At 44.4% G+C, this 12979-nt stretch carries 14 protein-coding genes; 3 read left to right on the top strand and 11 right to left on the bottom strand.

Annotated elements, in window-relative coordinates; translation table 11 throughout:
- Window positions 1–30 precede the first annotated feature (30 nt).
- The 8 genes from OKX56_RS01770 to OKX56_RS01805 all read right to left on the bottom strand — a co-directional run bounded on the left by OKX56_RS01770 (window position 31) and on the right by OKX56_RS01805 (window position 7001).
- A complete protein-coding gene (locus OKX56_RS01770) occupies window positions 31–1377 on the bottom strand; it encodes a reductive dehalogenase (RefSeq protein WP_015042617.1) in 1347 nt (448 codons plus the stop codon).
- A 13-nt stretch (window positions 1378–1390) separates the two neighbouring features.
- Entirely contained in the window at window positions 1391–1705 is a 315-nt protein-coding gene (locus OKX56_RS01775; RefSeq protein ID WP_015042616.1) for a hypothetical protein, read from the bottom strand.
- Window positions 1706–2063: 358 nt separating this feature from the next.
- Complete coding sequence (locus OKX56_RS01780) at window positions 2064–3416, bottom strand: DUF4349 domain-containing protein (protein ID WP_287895410.1); 1353 nt, start codon at window positions 3414–3416, stop codon at window positions 2064–2066.
- Window positions 3416–3925: an RNA polymerase sigma factor gene (locus OKX56_RS01785; RefSeq protein WP_287895412.1), complete on the bottom strand. Its 510-nt coding sequence runs from the start codon at window positions 3923–3925 to the stop codon at window positions 3416–3418. The genes OKX56_RS01780 and OKX56_RS01785 overlap by 1 nt, the downstream gene beginning before the upstream one ends.
- 92 nt (window positions 3926–4017) lie before the next feature.
- Window positions 4018–4575, bottom strand: a complete 558-nt coding sequence (locus OKX56_RS01790; protein WP_287895413.1) for a chromate transporter — start codon at window positions 4573–4575, stop codon at window positions 4018–4020.
- A 45-nt stretch (window positions 4576–4620) separates the two neighbouring features.
- Window positions 4621–5160 (bottom strand): chromate transporter, encoded by a 540-nt coding sequence (locus OKX56_RS01795; RefSeq protein WP_287895414.1) that lies wholly within the window; start codon window positions 5158–5160, stop codon window positions 4621–4623.
- 78 nt (window positions 5161–5238) lie between these two features.
- Complete coding sequence (locus OKX56_RS01800) at window positions 5239–5802, bottom strand: CPBP family intramembrane glutamic endopeptidase (RefSeq protein ID WP_025205591.1); 564 nt, start codon at window positions 5800–5802, stop codon at window positions 5239–5241.
- 5 nt (window positions 5803–5807) lie between these two features.
- A complete protein-coding gene (locus OKX56_RS01805) occupies window positions 5808–7001 on the bottom strand; it encodes an amidohydrolase (RefSeq protein ID WP_287895416.1) in 1194 nt (397 codons plus the stop codon).
- A 264-nt stretch (window positions 7002–7265) separates the two neighbouring features.
- On the opposite strand from OKX56_RS01805, the gene OKX56_RS01810 reads away from it, so the two are divergent.
- Both OKX56_RS01810 and OKX56_RS01815 read left to right on the top strand, forming a co-directional pair.
- Window positions 7266–7604, top strand: a complete 339-nt coding sequence (locus OKX56_RS01810) for a P-II family nitrogen regulator (RefSeq protein ID WP_025205581.1) — start codon at window positions 7266–7268, stop codon at window positions 7602–7604.
- Between the two features lie 158 nt (window positions 7605–7762).
- Window positions 7763–7969, top strand: a complete 207-nt coding sequence (locus OKX56_RS01815) for an alpha/beta-type small acid-soluble spore protein (RefSeq protein WP_019225516.1) — start codon at window positions 7763–7765, stop codon at window positions 7967–7969.
- 115 nt (window positions 7970–8084) lie between these two features.
- Here OKX56_RS01815 and OKX56_RS01820 read toward each other — a convergent pair whose 3' ends face one another.
- The 3 genes from OKX56_RS01820 to OKX56_RS01830 form a co-directional block, all read right to left on the bottom strand.
- Window positions 8085–9788, bottom strand: a complete 1704-nt coding sequence (locus OKX56_RS01820) for a glutamine--tRNA ligase/YqeY domain fusion protein (protein ID WP_287895430.1) — start codon at window positions 9786–9788, stop codon at window positions 8085–8087.
- 60 nt (window positions 9789–9848) lie between these two features.
- A complete protein-coding gene (locus OKX56_RS01825; protein ID WP_287895417.1) occupies window positions 9849–10769 on the bottom strand; it encodes an ADP-ribosylglycohydrolase family protein in 921 nt (306 codons plus the stop codon).
- A gap of 142 nt (window positions 10770–10911) precedes the next feature.
- Window positions 10912–11499 carry a DUF8453 domain-containing protein gene (locus OKX56_RS01830; RefSeq protein ID WP_242837061.1) on the bottom strand — a complete coding sequence of 196 codons (588 nt, stop codon included), beginning with the start codon at window positions 11497–11499 and terminating at the stop codon, window positions 10912–10914.
- Window positions 11500–11820: 321 nt separating this feature from the next.
- Here OKX56_RS01830 and OKX56_RS01835 point away from each other — a divergent pair, with 321 nt between their 5' ends.
- Window positions 11821–12975 carry an MGDG synthase family glycosyltransferase gene (locus OKX56_RS01835; protein ID WP_423779582.1) on the top strand — a complete coding sequence of 385 codons (1155 nt, stop codon included), beginning with the start codon at window positions 11821–11823 and terminating at the stop codon, window positions 12973–12975.
- Window positions 12976–12979 lie beyond the last annotated feature (4 nt).

Here is a 12979-nt window from a genome sequence, read left to right on the forward strand (position 1 = left end):
GAGAAAACTGAACTGATTATTGCTTGGCGGCTAATACCTCTCAGGCCATTCCAGCCACCATTTGTATTTCTCAATTTGTTCCGTACCGTAACCGAACATATCATCGATTGTTTTCAACAGACTGGAAGAAGCTTCTCCATGGCTACCAATCCAAGTGCCTGCCTCGTGAAACCAGGACTGCTCTTTAGAGTCCCAGGGGCATACCTTCATACACCTGCCGCAGGAAGATCCTTCTTTGTTCGTTGAGCGGAATATTGTGCATTTTAGAGAGTCAGTGTTCCATCGCAAGTATCCATTATGCTCGGCTGGCTCATCATCAAATGTAATAGCGCCCCCTGGACAGTTATCAGCACATTTTTTACACACCCGACAAAAATCCTGTAAGCCAAAATCAATGGGATTATCGGGAACGAGCGGCAAATCCGTGGTTACAGCTGCACACTTATGGCGGAATCCCAGCCGGGGATGAGCTACGCAGTCTCCTGTTCTGGATAGTTCACCCAATCCCGACGCTATCAGGCAGGGACCCATGACTGCTTCATAGTTGGAAATATGATTTGCTCTGGCATTATAACCCAGGTTACGAATATAACTCGCTAAGATGACAGCAATAACACCGGAGGCATGATATGAACGGAAGGATTGACCGGCACTGATACCATCATATCCGGTCGAACCCAACATCGTTTCCAAATGCTGGTCAACCATAAACGTAATGACATAAGGCATCCTCTCCGTGACCGGAATTGATTTAGACAAATCATCCCCATTCTTAAACAAATTATCCTGCGAAGGGGACCTGTAACTATAATAAGCATAAGCGGGCATCTTGCCGATTCCAACTTCGTCAGCCCGCAAAAAATACGCGCAATCCTTAATGTGTTGGGACATTTGTGCAGGATCTGGAATCGGCAGCTTTTCAGGAGCCGGTTTCCCGCCGCACAGTGCGTCTGGACCGATAACACCGACGAATCCCATAAGAGCAGCATTAAGAGGATGTTTACCAACAAAGTGATAGTGGAAGGATTCTTTTTGAGCTTCGGGGGTTAGTTTACCACGAATAGCATAATTGAATCCTGCGTCTGCTGCATGGGTGTTTTTAATAGGACCGACGATCTTTGAAGTTCCGAGCCATTGGTCGTTATTCTCAACAAATCGGACACTGGCACCACCATAATTTGCATTGGGATGCAGCTTGGATTTGGCTCCGTTTTTGGGACCTGTCTGGCTTGCCATAGCTTCTGACGGCAAAACTCCGATTGCGCCAACAATCCCTGCTGCCAGTGCAGAAGCAGCCCCTGCTTTTAGAAATTTACGCCGGTTCATCTGAAATTTTTGTCTCTGCTGTTTTTCTTCTTGTTCCAAAGATTTTGACATTACTTTTCACCTCTTAACTCGTCAAATTAGAACTTTTCTGTTTTTTACCTAGACCTATCAATCCCACTAATCTTGCTAATACTATTCCGATGACGACAGATAATCCGAAGAAGAGAAAGATTCCGGTACTGGTAGCTTTGACATGACCAATCTGAGCATTCAGCACAATGAAAGATAATCCGATACAAGTAATCATAAACCATACCAAATACAGAGACCAATTAAGCACAGTTTTCTTTTTGTCCGCCTTGTTTGCGTAAGGTCTCAGGGCTAAAATACCTGCTAAAAAAAGCATTCCGACAACAAAAATGAGAACCACATTCAACATTTTAACACCCCCTTTCCATACTTTTTCACATCAAGTCTATAGAATAAACTCAAGTCACTCGCATTATATCTCTGTAATACGTAATATCTCTTAGTAGCTACTAATTAGCGATTATTTTTCTAATTACAGGAACTTCTCCGCTTTTTAAAAGACATTTATAAAAACAATAAAAAGCTAGGATGCAGCGTCGTACAACAACATCCTAGCTTTTTCATCGATCGTTTGGTTTAAATATATGTTATGGCAACTCATAATTGATGCTTATGGGAAATAGGAACTAATGAATATCTATATTACCGATGGTATTTAATGAGTGGCACAATGATTCAGGTATAACCACTGCATTCTGATAAAGGCTTTATTCTTCATCTTCCTTTCGTCTAAAGCTTTTCTCCGAAAGCATCCTGCGTTTTTTAATGATCCGATAGACCAGCCAGATCAGCAGCAGGATCACCAATACCGGCAGCGCATAGCCGATGAAGACCAACACATAGTTGAGCGCATTCCAGAGGAAGCTTACAGTCTTGATCAAAGCATTCTTTACGGCAATCAAGGTATTCTTCAGCGATATCGGCTGCCAGGGATCCTTAACCGTCAAGTCACTCTGGGCTTGCTCAATATTGATGGTAACCGTTGAGTATTCCACCCGGTTGTCATAGTATTTGAGCTGCCCTTTCAGGCTTTCGATCTCTTGACGGACTGTAACCAGGGAATTTTCAATTTTCAGAATGTCCTCGACGGAATTCGCTTTTTCGAGAATTTCCAAGTACCGTTGTTCCTGAGCCTCCCAAGATCTCAAACGAGTTTCGGTATCAAAATAAGCTGTCGATACATCTTCGGTATACTGGTGTTGATTGACGATGGTGCCGAACTGGGGAATACTGTCTTGAAACGTTTGGAATTGTTTGGCCGGTATTCTTAAGGAGAGAAAAGCCATCACACTGTTGTCATAATTACTGCGGGTTGATTCGGCGATATATCCGCCAAGGGCCTTGGTTTTCTCCTCGATAGCCTTTGCCGCAGCGGCGACATCATCTGCCTTCAGGAAAACATCGAGCGAATAGATGATTTTCTGCCGGGAAAAATCGTAGGCTGCAGATCCACCCGGAACCGAATTCTCCGAACTTTTTTTCTGAGCAGCAGATCCTGCAAACGAGGGAGAAAGCGTGTTACGGGAGTCAGCTACTCCTCCTCCAGATTCAGCCGCAACACCAGCATCAGGGCTCGCTGCAGGTTCGTCAACCATGTCCTTTGCGGCATTCACTGAAGATGCTTGCTGCCAATTAACCTGTTCATGCCAACCATCATCCATCAGGATTCCATTCACGCCAAGACCAACGGCCAGAACGATAACAGCGGCACAGCCGATCAACACAAACGCTTTTTTATTGCCATAGAGAAGTTTGTTTCTTATCCGGGCTACCAACGTTCCAAATCTGTTCGCCTTTAAAGCTGCTTGCTGAACCGGAGTACTCTTTTCGGTGCTGGCTTCCTTATTGGTTTCATTGTTGATTCCCGTGCTTGTTTCAGCAGCCACGAACGTCATGTTTTCCAGCGGCTGATTTTTAACAGAATCCAAAATTTTTCCTCGGGTTTTATCTTTGATCCGCTCCTTAAGACCATCGTCCTGATAGACATAACCGAAAAATTTCTTAAGACGCATGAGATCACCATCTTCTTCCCACATGGCTTTTATTTTATCTTCAGACATTAGCATTCACCTCCAGCCACTTCCGCCTGATAGGCTGTCCGGAAACTTTTTTTGGCCCGGTAGAGCAGGCTATCCACCGCCTGTTGCGTGGTACCGAGAATTGTCGCCGTTTCGGATGCGCTGAATCCATCGATCAGCCGTAATTGAATCACAGCTATTTGATGTTCTGTCAACTGGGAAAGGGTATTGCTTACTGAAAGGACAGTACCCAGGTCCTCCCCATAATCCCTGCTGTTATCTGCATCCTGGATCTCTTCTGTAATCGGAATCATATTAAACTGTTTCCTGCCCCGGTAAAAATCCGCAATATAATTCGAAGCAATTTTTAACGCCCAGCTTTTCAAAGAGCTTCTTCCTTCAAAGCCGGCCAGTGATCTCCAGACCTTAGCCATGACTTCGGAAGTAACATCTTCAATTTCTGATGAAGGAATCCTCAGACAGACAAACCTGTAAACAGACGGGAATAGTTCCTCATAGATTTCATCAAATGATACCTCGGTTTGATTCATACCCAGACCCACCCCCTTAAACCGAAACATTGAATTCTACCCGGGCAACAGTATAGACGGAAATATCCGTGTTTTTCTGATTCGTATTTTCCTTATTTAGAAATATTTTCTGATTCAAACTTTTTCTTAAAAATGAATATCCCCAGAATCATGGAAATGACAACCAGAAATGCCGGATTCAGTCCGGGCCAAATCAGCATCATGGCAAAAGCTGCGATCCCCAGGACCCAGGTCGCTTTATCCTTAAAGGCACTCTGACCCATCTGCAGTGCCGATTGAGCCAAAAGCACCACAACGACAGGTCTGACCCCTTTCAGCATAGCCTGCAGTGCAGGTGAGTCAGCATAGTTAATCAGCAGGTGACCCAAAAATATCATGATCAGCGCCGTTGGCAGAACAGCGCCAATGATTGCAGCCAGCGCCCCGCTCCAACCCTTGACTCTATGTCCGATCATTCCGGCCAGTTTCGTCGCGATCGGTGCCGGCATAGAATTGGATATGGCCACAACGTTTGTAAAATCTTCATTGGTAAGCCATTGATATTTTTGCACCGTTTCATTCTGGATAATCGGAATCATGGCTGGCCCGCCGCCGAAACTAAAGTTACTGGCTCTGAAAAAAGCAATAAATAATTCCCAAAGCACTTTCATGTCATACTCCCAAAATCTGAATTTGAAATGTTGAAACCGGGCAAATCAAAAGATCAGGTAACCGATGACCATGGAAAGGACAATCAGCAATACCGGATGCAGTTTTAAAAAATACAGGGCTGCCGCGGACCCGACCGCGATCAGCACGGTGGCGTAATCCAGGGGTACCTGGATTTGAAAAGCATCAACAGCCATCTCATAAGCTACGATGATCAGCAAAGCAGTAACAATGGGTCTCACACCTGTCAGTGCGGCCTTTAGATTACTGGAATTCGCATATTTTTTTAAGATACCGCCTAAGACAATCAATATAAGCACCGTGGGCAGGATCGTTGCCAGTAAGGCGACGATCGCTCCCGGCCAGGAAGCAACCTGATAGCCGAGATAGGCCGCTACTTTGGTTCCAAGCGGCCCGGGAAGCGCATTTGCCAAGGCAATGGTATCGGCAAACTGAGCATTGGTCAGCCAGTGATAATTATCAACGGTCTCTGCCTGAATCAACGGAATCATCGCCGGCCCGCCGCCAAAGGACAAGTTGCTCGCCCGAAAAAAAGCGATAAACAAATTCCACAAATCGGTTGCCATTTGTTCTCCTTCTATTCCTGTTCCTATCTTGTCATGATGCTTTAACCCAATTCAATTATAGCAAACGTTTTTGGTCTTTTAAATCAATTCAAAAGTGCCCTTTTTCATCCAATAAGCTGTTGTCATGTTGACGATGAAATGACATAACACGGGAACCCAGAGTGTCAAAGAAACGGCATAGGCAACTCCGAGAAAGGTTCCCATCAAGAAGACCTCCACAAGGATAAACACCTGGCGCCAATATCTGTAGTGAATCAGCGTAAAGACAACAGCCGTCAACCATAACCCTAAAATTGGCTGAATCATGCCTCTGAACAGGAATTCCTCACTGAAAGCACCGAGGAAAAATATTGGAAATAGCTCTTTCAGTGAGAATTTGTCCATCAGGATAAGGTTAATCTCATCAAACAGGCTTTCCTTCGGCAGATATTTCAAGAAGAAAAATTGAAGCGCAATCAGTACGGCGGAGCCGACGGCCAATGTAATGATGGCTTTACTTAAGCTATCCATTTTAAACATTTCCGCCAGCACGATTTCTCTGTCCAATGATTTCAGTATGACCCAGAGGCCCAGGGCAATAACAATCAGGATCACCTGCGATAACAGGATATTCAAACCCAGCATCTTTTTAGATATTTCCATCGCCGTTACATCCTTTCCAGCAGTCCGAGCGCAGAGCATGCCAGAACCCGGGTTCCTATGCTAAGCGCCTCTTCATCAATATTAAAGCACGGATGATGGTGCGGATGGCTGATTCCTTTCTTCTTATTCCCAGCCCCGATGAATATCAGCATTCCGGGTAAGCGATGAAGATAAGCGGAAAAGTCTTCGCCCCACATCACCGGATTGGCTTTAACCAATGCTTTTGCTCCGAATTCTTCTTTTAGTATTTCCGTTACTTTGCCGACAACGGAACTGCTGTTAACAACAGGATCATAACCGAGCTCGTAATCGAAGGTGTATTTTGCGCCATAAGCAATACAGATTCCTTTAATGATATTTTCCATTCGTTTTGGAACTTCCAAACGGGTGTCCCTGTCAAATGTCCTGACGGTTCCTTTCAGGTCTACCCGCTCAGGTATGATATTAAAGGCCGAGCCCCCTTGAATATTTGTAATAGACAAGACTACGGATTTCAGAGCGCTGGTCTGACGGGATACGATATTTTGCAGAGCGGTAACGATCTGTGCACTGATTAATATCGGGTCGATGGTATCCTCCGGCATCGCGGCATGACCTCCTTTACCCCATATCGATATTGTAAAGTTATCCGGGGCAGCCATTAAAGGGCCCGAGGCTAAGCCGATCTTGCCAGCAGGCAAAGACGTAAAGAGATGAAGAGCAAGAATCGCATCGACCCCGTTCAGGAGACCAAGTTTGACAAGATCTTTGGCTCCGCCGGGATGTTTTTCTTCAGCATGCTGAAAGATGCAGCGGATTTCTCCTTTCATGTCGGATCTTAGTTCCGCAAGAACTTTTGCAGCCCCGACCAGCATGGCCGCATGTCCGTCATGACCGCAGGCATGCATGGTTCCAATATTTTGGGACCGGTAAGGCAGATCGTTTTCTTCCTGGATCGGCAGCGCGTCAATATCACTCCTGAGCGCTACCATTTTTCCCGGCATACTTCCTTTAATGGCAGCCAGAACACTGGTCTCTGTCGGTCTCGACACCTCAATGCCCGGAACTTCATGCAATCTGTCGAAGATCATATCTGCTGTATGATACTCCTGAAAAGATAATTCAGGATAGCGATGAAAGGTCCTCCTCAGATCGATGATTTCTTCGTTCCTTTCGGCAACAAGTCCGCTAATAGCTGTGATTCGTTCATTTTCCGGCATATCGTCAACTCCTGTATCGGATAAGTATCACCCATTAATTCTCCAAAAATGTGCATAATCCTTGAAACGCCGGACTTTAATTGGCCGATCGGCAATGAATACAAAATTCTTTGGTTAAATTTCTTGCATTATGCCGGCATTCTGCTACGATAGATTCAGATAAATAGTAAACACGGACAACGATGTCCTCGGGATTTAATCCCGGGGACTATTTTTTTTGCAAATACTGTTTATCGAAAATAATTGATCAAAGAGGTGGATAAAATGAAAAAAATTGAGTGTATTATTCGTCCAGCCAAATTGGAAAATGTGAAAGAAGCCCTCGGAAAATTTGGTATCAAAGGAATGACGGTCACCAACGTAATCGGCTGTGGACTGCAGCAGGGAAAAACAGAAGTATACCGTGGAAATGCCTATACCATCAATCTATTGCCCAAATACAAAATCGAAATTATTGTCCCGGACGAATCCGTGGATAAAGTTATCGAAATCATTACCGAGACTGCCAGAACGGGAGAAATCGGTGACGGAAAAATCTTCGTCTATGATGTGCTGAATGCCGTACGGATCAGAACAGGAGAATCGGGAGAAAAAGCCGTCTAAAAGACATAAATATAAAAAAATTATATAATGAGCTTTTCCAGATATGTTACTTCCTAAAATATAAGCAAACAATTACCGGGGTTAAGAAAATCAAATTCACAAATAATAAGAACGACTCCCAAACAAAAAAAAACTTATATTTTAAGGAGGAAAATGACATGGCTGGTGAAAGAAATTCAAACACGCCTGCCGTCCAGGGCGTAGGAAAAGGATTGGATCAACTGAAATACGAGATCGCTAATGAAATGAACGTTACGCTGGGTGCAGACCGCACTTCCCGTGAAAACGGAACTGTCGGCGGTAATATGACCAAACGCATGATACAATTTGCTGAGCAGCAGTTGAAAAACGGACAGAGAATCTAACTTCTCTTTGTTCACTTTTAGAAGCAACGTATAAGAAGCATTCCTTAATCGGAATGCTTCTTTACTTTCATAAAAACAAAAAATTCTCACCATGTTTCCAAGATTATTTCCAAGATTATTTATTCATCTTTGCCCAGCTGTCCCGCAGTCCGACGATCTGGTTAAAGACCGGATGATCACTGGAATGGTCTTTCAAGTCCGCACAGAAATAACCCTGTCTCAAAAATTGATATTTGCTGCCGGGATCAGCTTCTTTCAAACCCGGTTCAATTTTGCATCTTTTTAGAATCTGCAGGGAGTCCGGATTAATTCTGGCAAGGAAGTCGTCGCTCTCTGCAGAATCATCCTCCGTATACTGATCATCCCTGATCAGATAATCATACAAACGTATCTCGGCATCTTCGGCATGAGCCGCCGAAACCCAGTGAAGCGTCCCTTTTACTTTTCTCGAGCTTGCCGATCCGCCGCTTTTGGTGTCCGGATCATACGTACAATGGATTTCTATAATCTGGCCATCTTCATCTTTCAGGACTCTTTCACATTGAATAATATAGGCATGTTTTAGCCGGACTTCATTACCGGGGGAAAGACGGAAGAATTTTTTGGGCGGCTCCTCCATAAAGTCCTCGCGTTCAATATAAATGGTTCGCGAAAACGGGATCAATCTGATTCCTGCCTCCGGATGCTCCGGACTGTTCTCTGCTTCCAGGAATTCATCCTGGTCTTCCGGATAATTGATCAGGACAACCTTGATTGGATCCAAAACAGCCATGACCCTCTTGGCTTTGGAATTCAGATCTTCACGCAGGCAATGTTCCAGTAAAGCAACATCGACAATGCTGTTGGCTTTAGCTACCCCGATACGATCGCAGAAATCTCTGATCGCTTCCGGCGTATAGCCTCTGCGCCTTAAACCGGAGATCGTCGGCATCCGGGGATCATCCCATCCCTGAACATAGCCGCCTTCAACCAGCTGACGAAGCTTTCTTTTGCTCATGACTGTATTCGTCAGATCCAGACGTGCAAACTCATATTGCCGGGGCCTGTCCTCTTCAATCAGCTGTTCTGTCAGCCAGTCATAGAGCGGCCGGTGGTCTTCAAACTCCATCGTGCAGATCGAATGGGTAATATGTTCAAGCGCATCCGATAAAGGATGAGCAAAGTCATACATCGGGTAAATACACCAGGTGTCTCCGGTCCGATGATGCGACGCATGCATGATGCGGTAAATCACTGGATCGCGCATATTTAAATTCGGAGAACTCATATCAATTTTTGCTCTGAGCACTTTCGTGCCGTTCGGGAATTCTCCGGCTCTCATTCTTTGGAACAAGTCAAGACTTTCTTCGGCGGAACGGCCCCGGTAAGGGCTGTTCGTTCCAGGCTGGGTCAGCGTCCCACGGTATTCCCGTATTTCCTCTGCCGACAAATCACAGACAAAAGCCTTGCCTTTTTCAATCAGCTCTACGGCAAACGCGTATAGCTTTTCAAAGTAATCGGAAGCATAGTACATCCTGTCCTGCCAGGAAAACCCCAGCCATTGGACATCTTCCTGAATCGACTCGACAAACTCAGTTTCCTCTTTGCTCGGGTTGGTGTCGTCAAACCTAAGATTGCAGCATCCGTTAAATTCCAGCGCGGTGCCAAAATTCAAACAGATGGATTTGGCGTGTCCGATATGAAGATAGCCGTTAGGTTCAGGAGGAAAACGTGTATGTACCCTGCCGTTGTTTTTATTCAGCTTTAAATCTTCCCGGATAATATTTTGAATAAAATTGGATGATGAATAAGAAGAATTTGATGTATTTGATGTATTAATAGCAGTAACCCCCTACGAAAACACTTATATTATCTTAGTATAGTAGATTTCTAAAAAATTTCAAATACCTATTTTCGGCCCCCTGTCAATAGCAAGCAGCCTGTCCGTCAGCGCTAAGAGTTCATCTCTTCGCGAGAGCTTCTCCAGCCACCTGGAAGGTATGTTCTCTATGCCATAGCAGGCTCCGGCCATCCCGCCGGTTACTGCGCCGATCGTATCCGCGTCTCCTCCGAGGTTTACGGCCATCACCAGCGCTTCTTCCAGAGAATTGGTCTGAAAGACACAGTTTAAAGCAGTTTCCAATGTATGGACAACGTAACCGCTTGTTTTCATTTGATCAGCACTTAAGTTCATTTGCAGGGCAAACGGAGCATCCGCCTGGGCCTTTTCCAGCACGATGCGGAGTTCTCCGCCTAAAAGCAATTCCCTGACAATTTTACAGTAAAAAACCACACATGCTCCAGCCAGTGGATCATAATGGGTCAGAGCCGATAATCTTGCCGCCAGATCCGTCATTTTCGCCAGGTTATTGTGATAGGCAATGACCACCGGGACCGTTCTCATCAGCGAACCATTGCCGCCGCTTCTCCCGCCGCTGAGTCGATGGGCATTCTCAGCGATTTGCAGCCATTCCTGTTCGTTATCCGCTTCTGTCCGGATTCCTTCCTGCAGAACCATCCGGCAGATATTTCCGATGCATTTGGGCTCTTGCCGGGACCATTCCCGAAAATGACGGGCGACGTGCTTTACCGGGTCTGCAGGGTCTTCAAGAATCCCGTTGGCCGCCGCAAGGGTCATTTCTGTATCATCGGTAATTTCTCCGGGTGCCAATTTCCAGAATCCCCCGCCGGTCATATCCCGGTGTCGGCCATAGGTATGAACAATTTCTTCGCGGTTCATAAATTCAAGGGTTGCCCCAAGCGCATCCCCAGCTGCCACCCCGAGCATTGCTCCCCTTGCTCTGGAAATGAGATCTTCCATTTTGTTTTCCCCTTATACATCATCGCGTAGTTTCTTGGTTTGAACCATTTAATGGCTATACCGTTATCATACACTTTTATTCTAAAAACAACTATCAGATTTTAAGATGACTTCGCATCCAAATAATTTGCATTTGTACTTTTTACAAATTAATTTTGTTTTGCTTGAAATACTGAATAATCTGTTCCTTCTCGGCTTCTTCCGCATGGTTGGTTGTGAGGATTTCCCCGCCTTTCATACCATTCCATTTGATATACAGCGTTTGTTCAAAGCTTTCATTGATGATCGGGTCTTCATATCTCAAAACAATTACGAAAAAATACGGAAGCACATCTTTTAATGTCTTTTGTTTGTTGATGCCTTCGAGACTAATCAGTAAGGTGGCCGAAGCATTTTTGGGAATATCATTGACGAGCGCATATTCGTCAATTGTGACCGGTTTTTCCTTTAAGCCGGCCTGAAAAACTATAGACTTGCTCCAAAGACTAACAGCCGGATGCTCGCCGACATTGGTAAAAACCATCTCAAATTCAGGTGATTCTCTCAATACCACTTCGGGAGAATCCTTGAACGTAAAGTACGGACGGTTGGCTTCTCTCTCCTCATTCCAGGCAGATACGGTGATATAGACGGTGATCAATGCCGTCACAGCAAGTATGGCTGTCCCAACAGTGGCAATCATATTGGAATAACTGATTAGTTTGTTTTTTTTCTTTGACAATTTGCACACTCCCAGCTATCGTTAAACAAAATCATTATTTGCAGGTTCACAGAAATCTAAACGAAATGCAGAATGCAATTTTTTCATTTTAATATATTATTGTCTTTTCGTTGATATGTTTTATTTTACACAGGCCGGTACCATGTCAACCCTATATCTATATAATTTTAGGATTGACTAGGTACTAGCTTCGCTCTGTTTAAGAATATATATAAAATAAATGGAAAAACTAGGTTTACAAAAGCCACTGTAAAAAAGTAAAATTATAAATGTATAGCTACCTTCAATGATCTTTAGACAATAATAGGTTGCTGGAAAGGGGAAGTTATGATGCGGATACTTTTTCTTCCGTTCCTTCAAATCCCTACGGGTCATCATACCGTAGCCGATGCAATGATTCGTTCCTTAGGAAACCGAATCAGTAATCTTGAATGCTCAAAGATAGATTTCTTCAGTTATGCGGACAAACGGCTGGAGAAAGCATTTCGGTTAACTTACCTGACCTGGATCGACCATTCTCCCCAAACCTTCGTCTGGATTTACCGAAACTTTGTGTACCCTACCAAATCAACCAAGCACTTTAACTGGTATGAATATAAATTTCTTGACAAAATGAATAGCCTGCTGCAAGAGGAACAGCCTGATTTGATCGTATGTACCCAGGCTTTCCCTTCCTTCTTAATCGACAGGCTTAAAAATTCCGGTATCGCAACTGCGCCCGTAATCAATGTTTACACTGATTTCTTTGTTAATAAGCTTTGGGGAACAGAATACATAGACTACCATTTTGTCCCTGATCAAAATATTAAGGCGCAATTAACCTCCCAGAATAATATTGATCCGTCTAAAATATTTGTGACGGGTATTCCTGTTGATGAGTGCTTCCTGCCTCGGACAGCCTCCGAGTCAACGCTTCCTTACCATATTCTGATTTCCGGCGGAAGCGGCGGTCTCGGTGATATCGAGCATTTGCTTTACAGCCTGCCGGGTAAAAAAGAAAAATCCTACACTTTTTCCCTGCTATGCGGCAAAAACAAGAAATTGTATAAAGATATTCGCTCCCTGAAACTTCCTAACTTAAAGCCCCTGTCCTATATTTCATCCAGGGAAACCCTCAACTCACTGTATGACGAGGCCGATGCCATTATTACCAAACCCGGTGGCGTAACCATCAGTGAGACCCTTCATAAAAAATTGCCGATTTTTGTCCATTCCGCACTTCCGGGACAGGAACAAATCAATAAGAATTATCTCAGCGAGAAAAAGTTAATCTATGATTTAGATTTGAATTATCCGGTCGCCAAACAGTTAGACGCCTTTTTTAAAGATCAAAACGAACAAATACTTTGGCAAAACCGCGTTGACAGCTACTTATCGAAAATAGAGTGCCATGCCTGGGAAAAGATTTTGGAACTAGCCCTAGGTCAATCCGTAAAGCCCCAGATCTACAAAGAAACGGTCAATATTTCCCAAGTCCCGAGCTGATTTC

It is taken from the genome of Dehalobacter sp., from assembly GCF_030063005.1.
Lineage (GTDB): Bacteria > Bacillota > Desulfitobacteriia > Desulfitobacteriales > Syntrophobotulaceae > Dehalobacter > Dehalobacter restrictus.

Excerpts from the sequence above, each read along its gene's own strand:
- OKX56_RS01775 (WP_015042616.1), bottom strand. The coding sequence starts at position 1,705 with ATGTTGAATGTGGTTCTCATTTTTGTTGTCGGAATGCTTTTTTTAGCA.
- OKX56_RS01805 (WP_287895416.1), bottom strand. The coding sequence starts at position 7,001 with ATGCCGGAAAATGAACGAATCACAGCTATTAGCGGACTTGTTGCCGAA.
- OKX56_RS01800 (WP_025205591.1), bottom strand. The coding sequence starts at position 5,802 with ATGGAAATATCTAAAAAGATGCTGGGTTTGAATATCCTGTTATCGCAG.
- OKX56_RS01790 (WP_287895413.1), bottom strand. The coding sequence starts at position 4,575 with ATGAAAGTGCTTTGGGAATTATTTATTGCTTTTTTCAGAGCCAGTAAC.
- OKX56_RS01785 (WP_287895412.1), bottom strand. The coding sequence starts at position 3,925 with ATGAATCAAACCGAGGTATCATTTGATGAAATCTATGAGGAACTATTC.
- OKX56_RS01835 (WP_423779582.1), top strand. The coding sequence starts at position 11,821 with ATGCGGATACTTTTTCTTCCGTTCCTTCAAATCCCTACGGGTCATCAT.
- OKX56_RS01780 (WP_287895410.1), bottom strand. The coding sequence starts at position 3,416 with ATGTCTGAAGATAAAATAAAAGCCATGTGGGAAGAAGATGGTGATCTC.
- OKX56_RS01770 (WP_015042617.1), bottom strand. The coding sequence starts at position 1,377 with ATGTCAAAATCTTTGGAACAAGAAGAAAAACAGCAGAGACAAAAATTT.
- OKX56_RS01795 (WP_287895414.1), bottom strand. The coding sequence starts at position 5,160 with ATGGCAACCGATTTGTGGAATTTGTTTATCGCTTTTTTTCGGGCGAGC.
- OKX56_RS01825 (WP_287895417.1), bottom strand. The coding sequence starts at position 10,769 with ATGGAAGATCTCATTTCCAGAGCAAGGGGAGCAATGCTCGGGGTGGCA.
- OKX56_RS01815 (WP_019225516.1), top strand. The coding sequence starts at position 7,763 with ATGGCTGGTGAAAGAAATTCAAACACGCCTGCCGTCCAGGGCGTAGGA.
- OKX56_RS01810 (WP_025205581.1), top strand. The coding sequence starts at position 7,266 with ATGAAAAAAATTGAGTGTATTATTCGTCCAGCCAAATTGGAAAATGTG.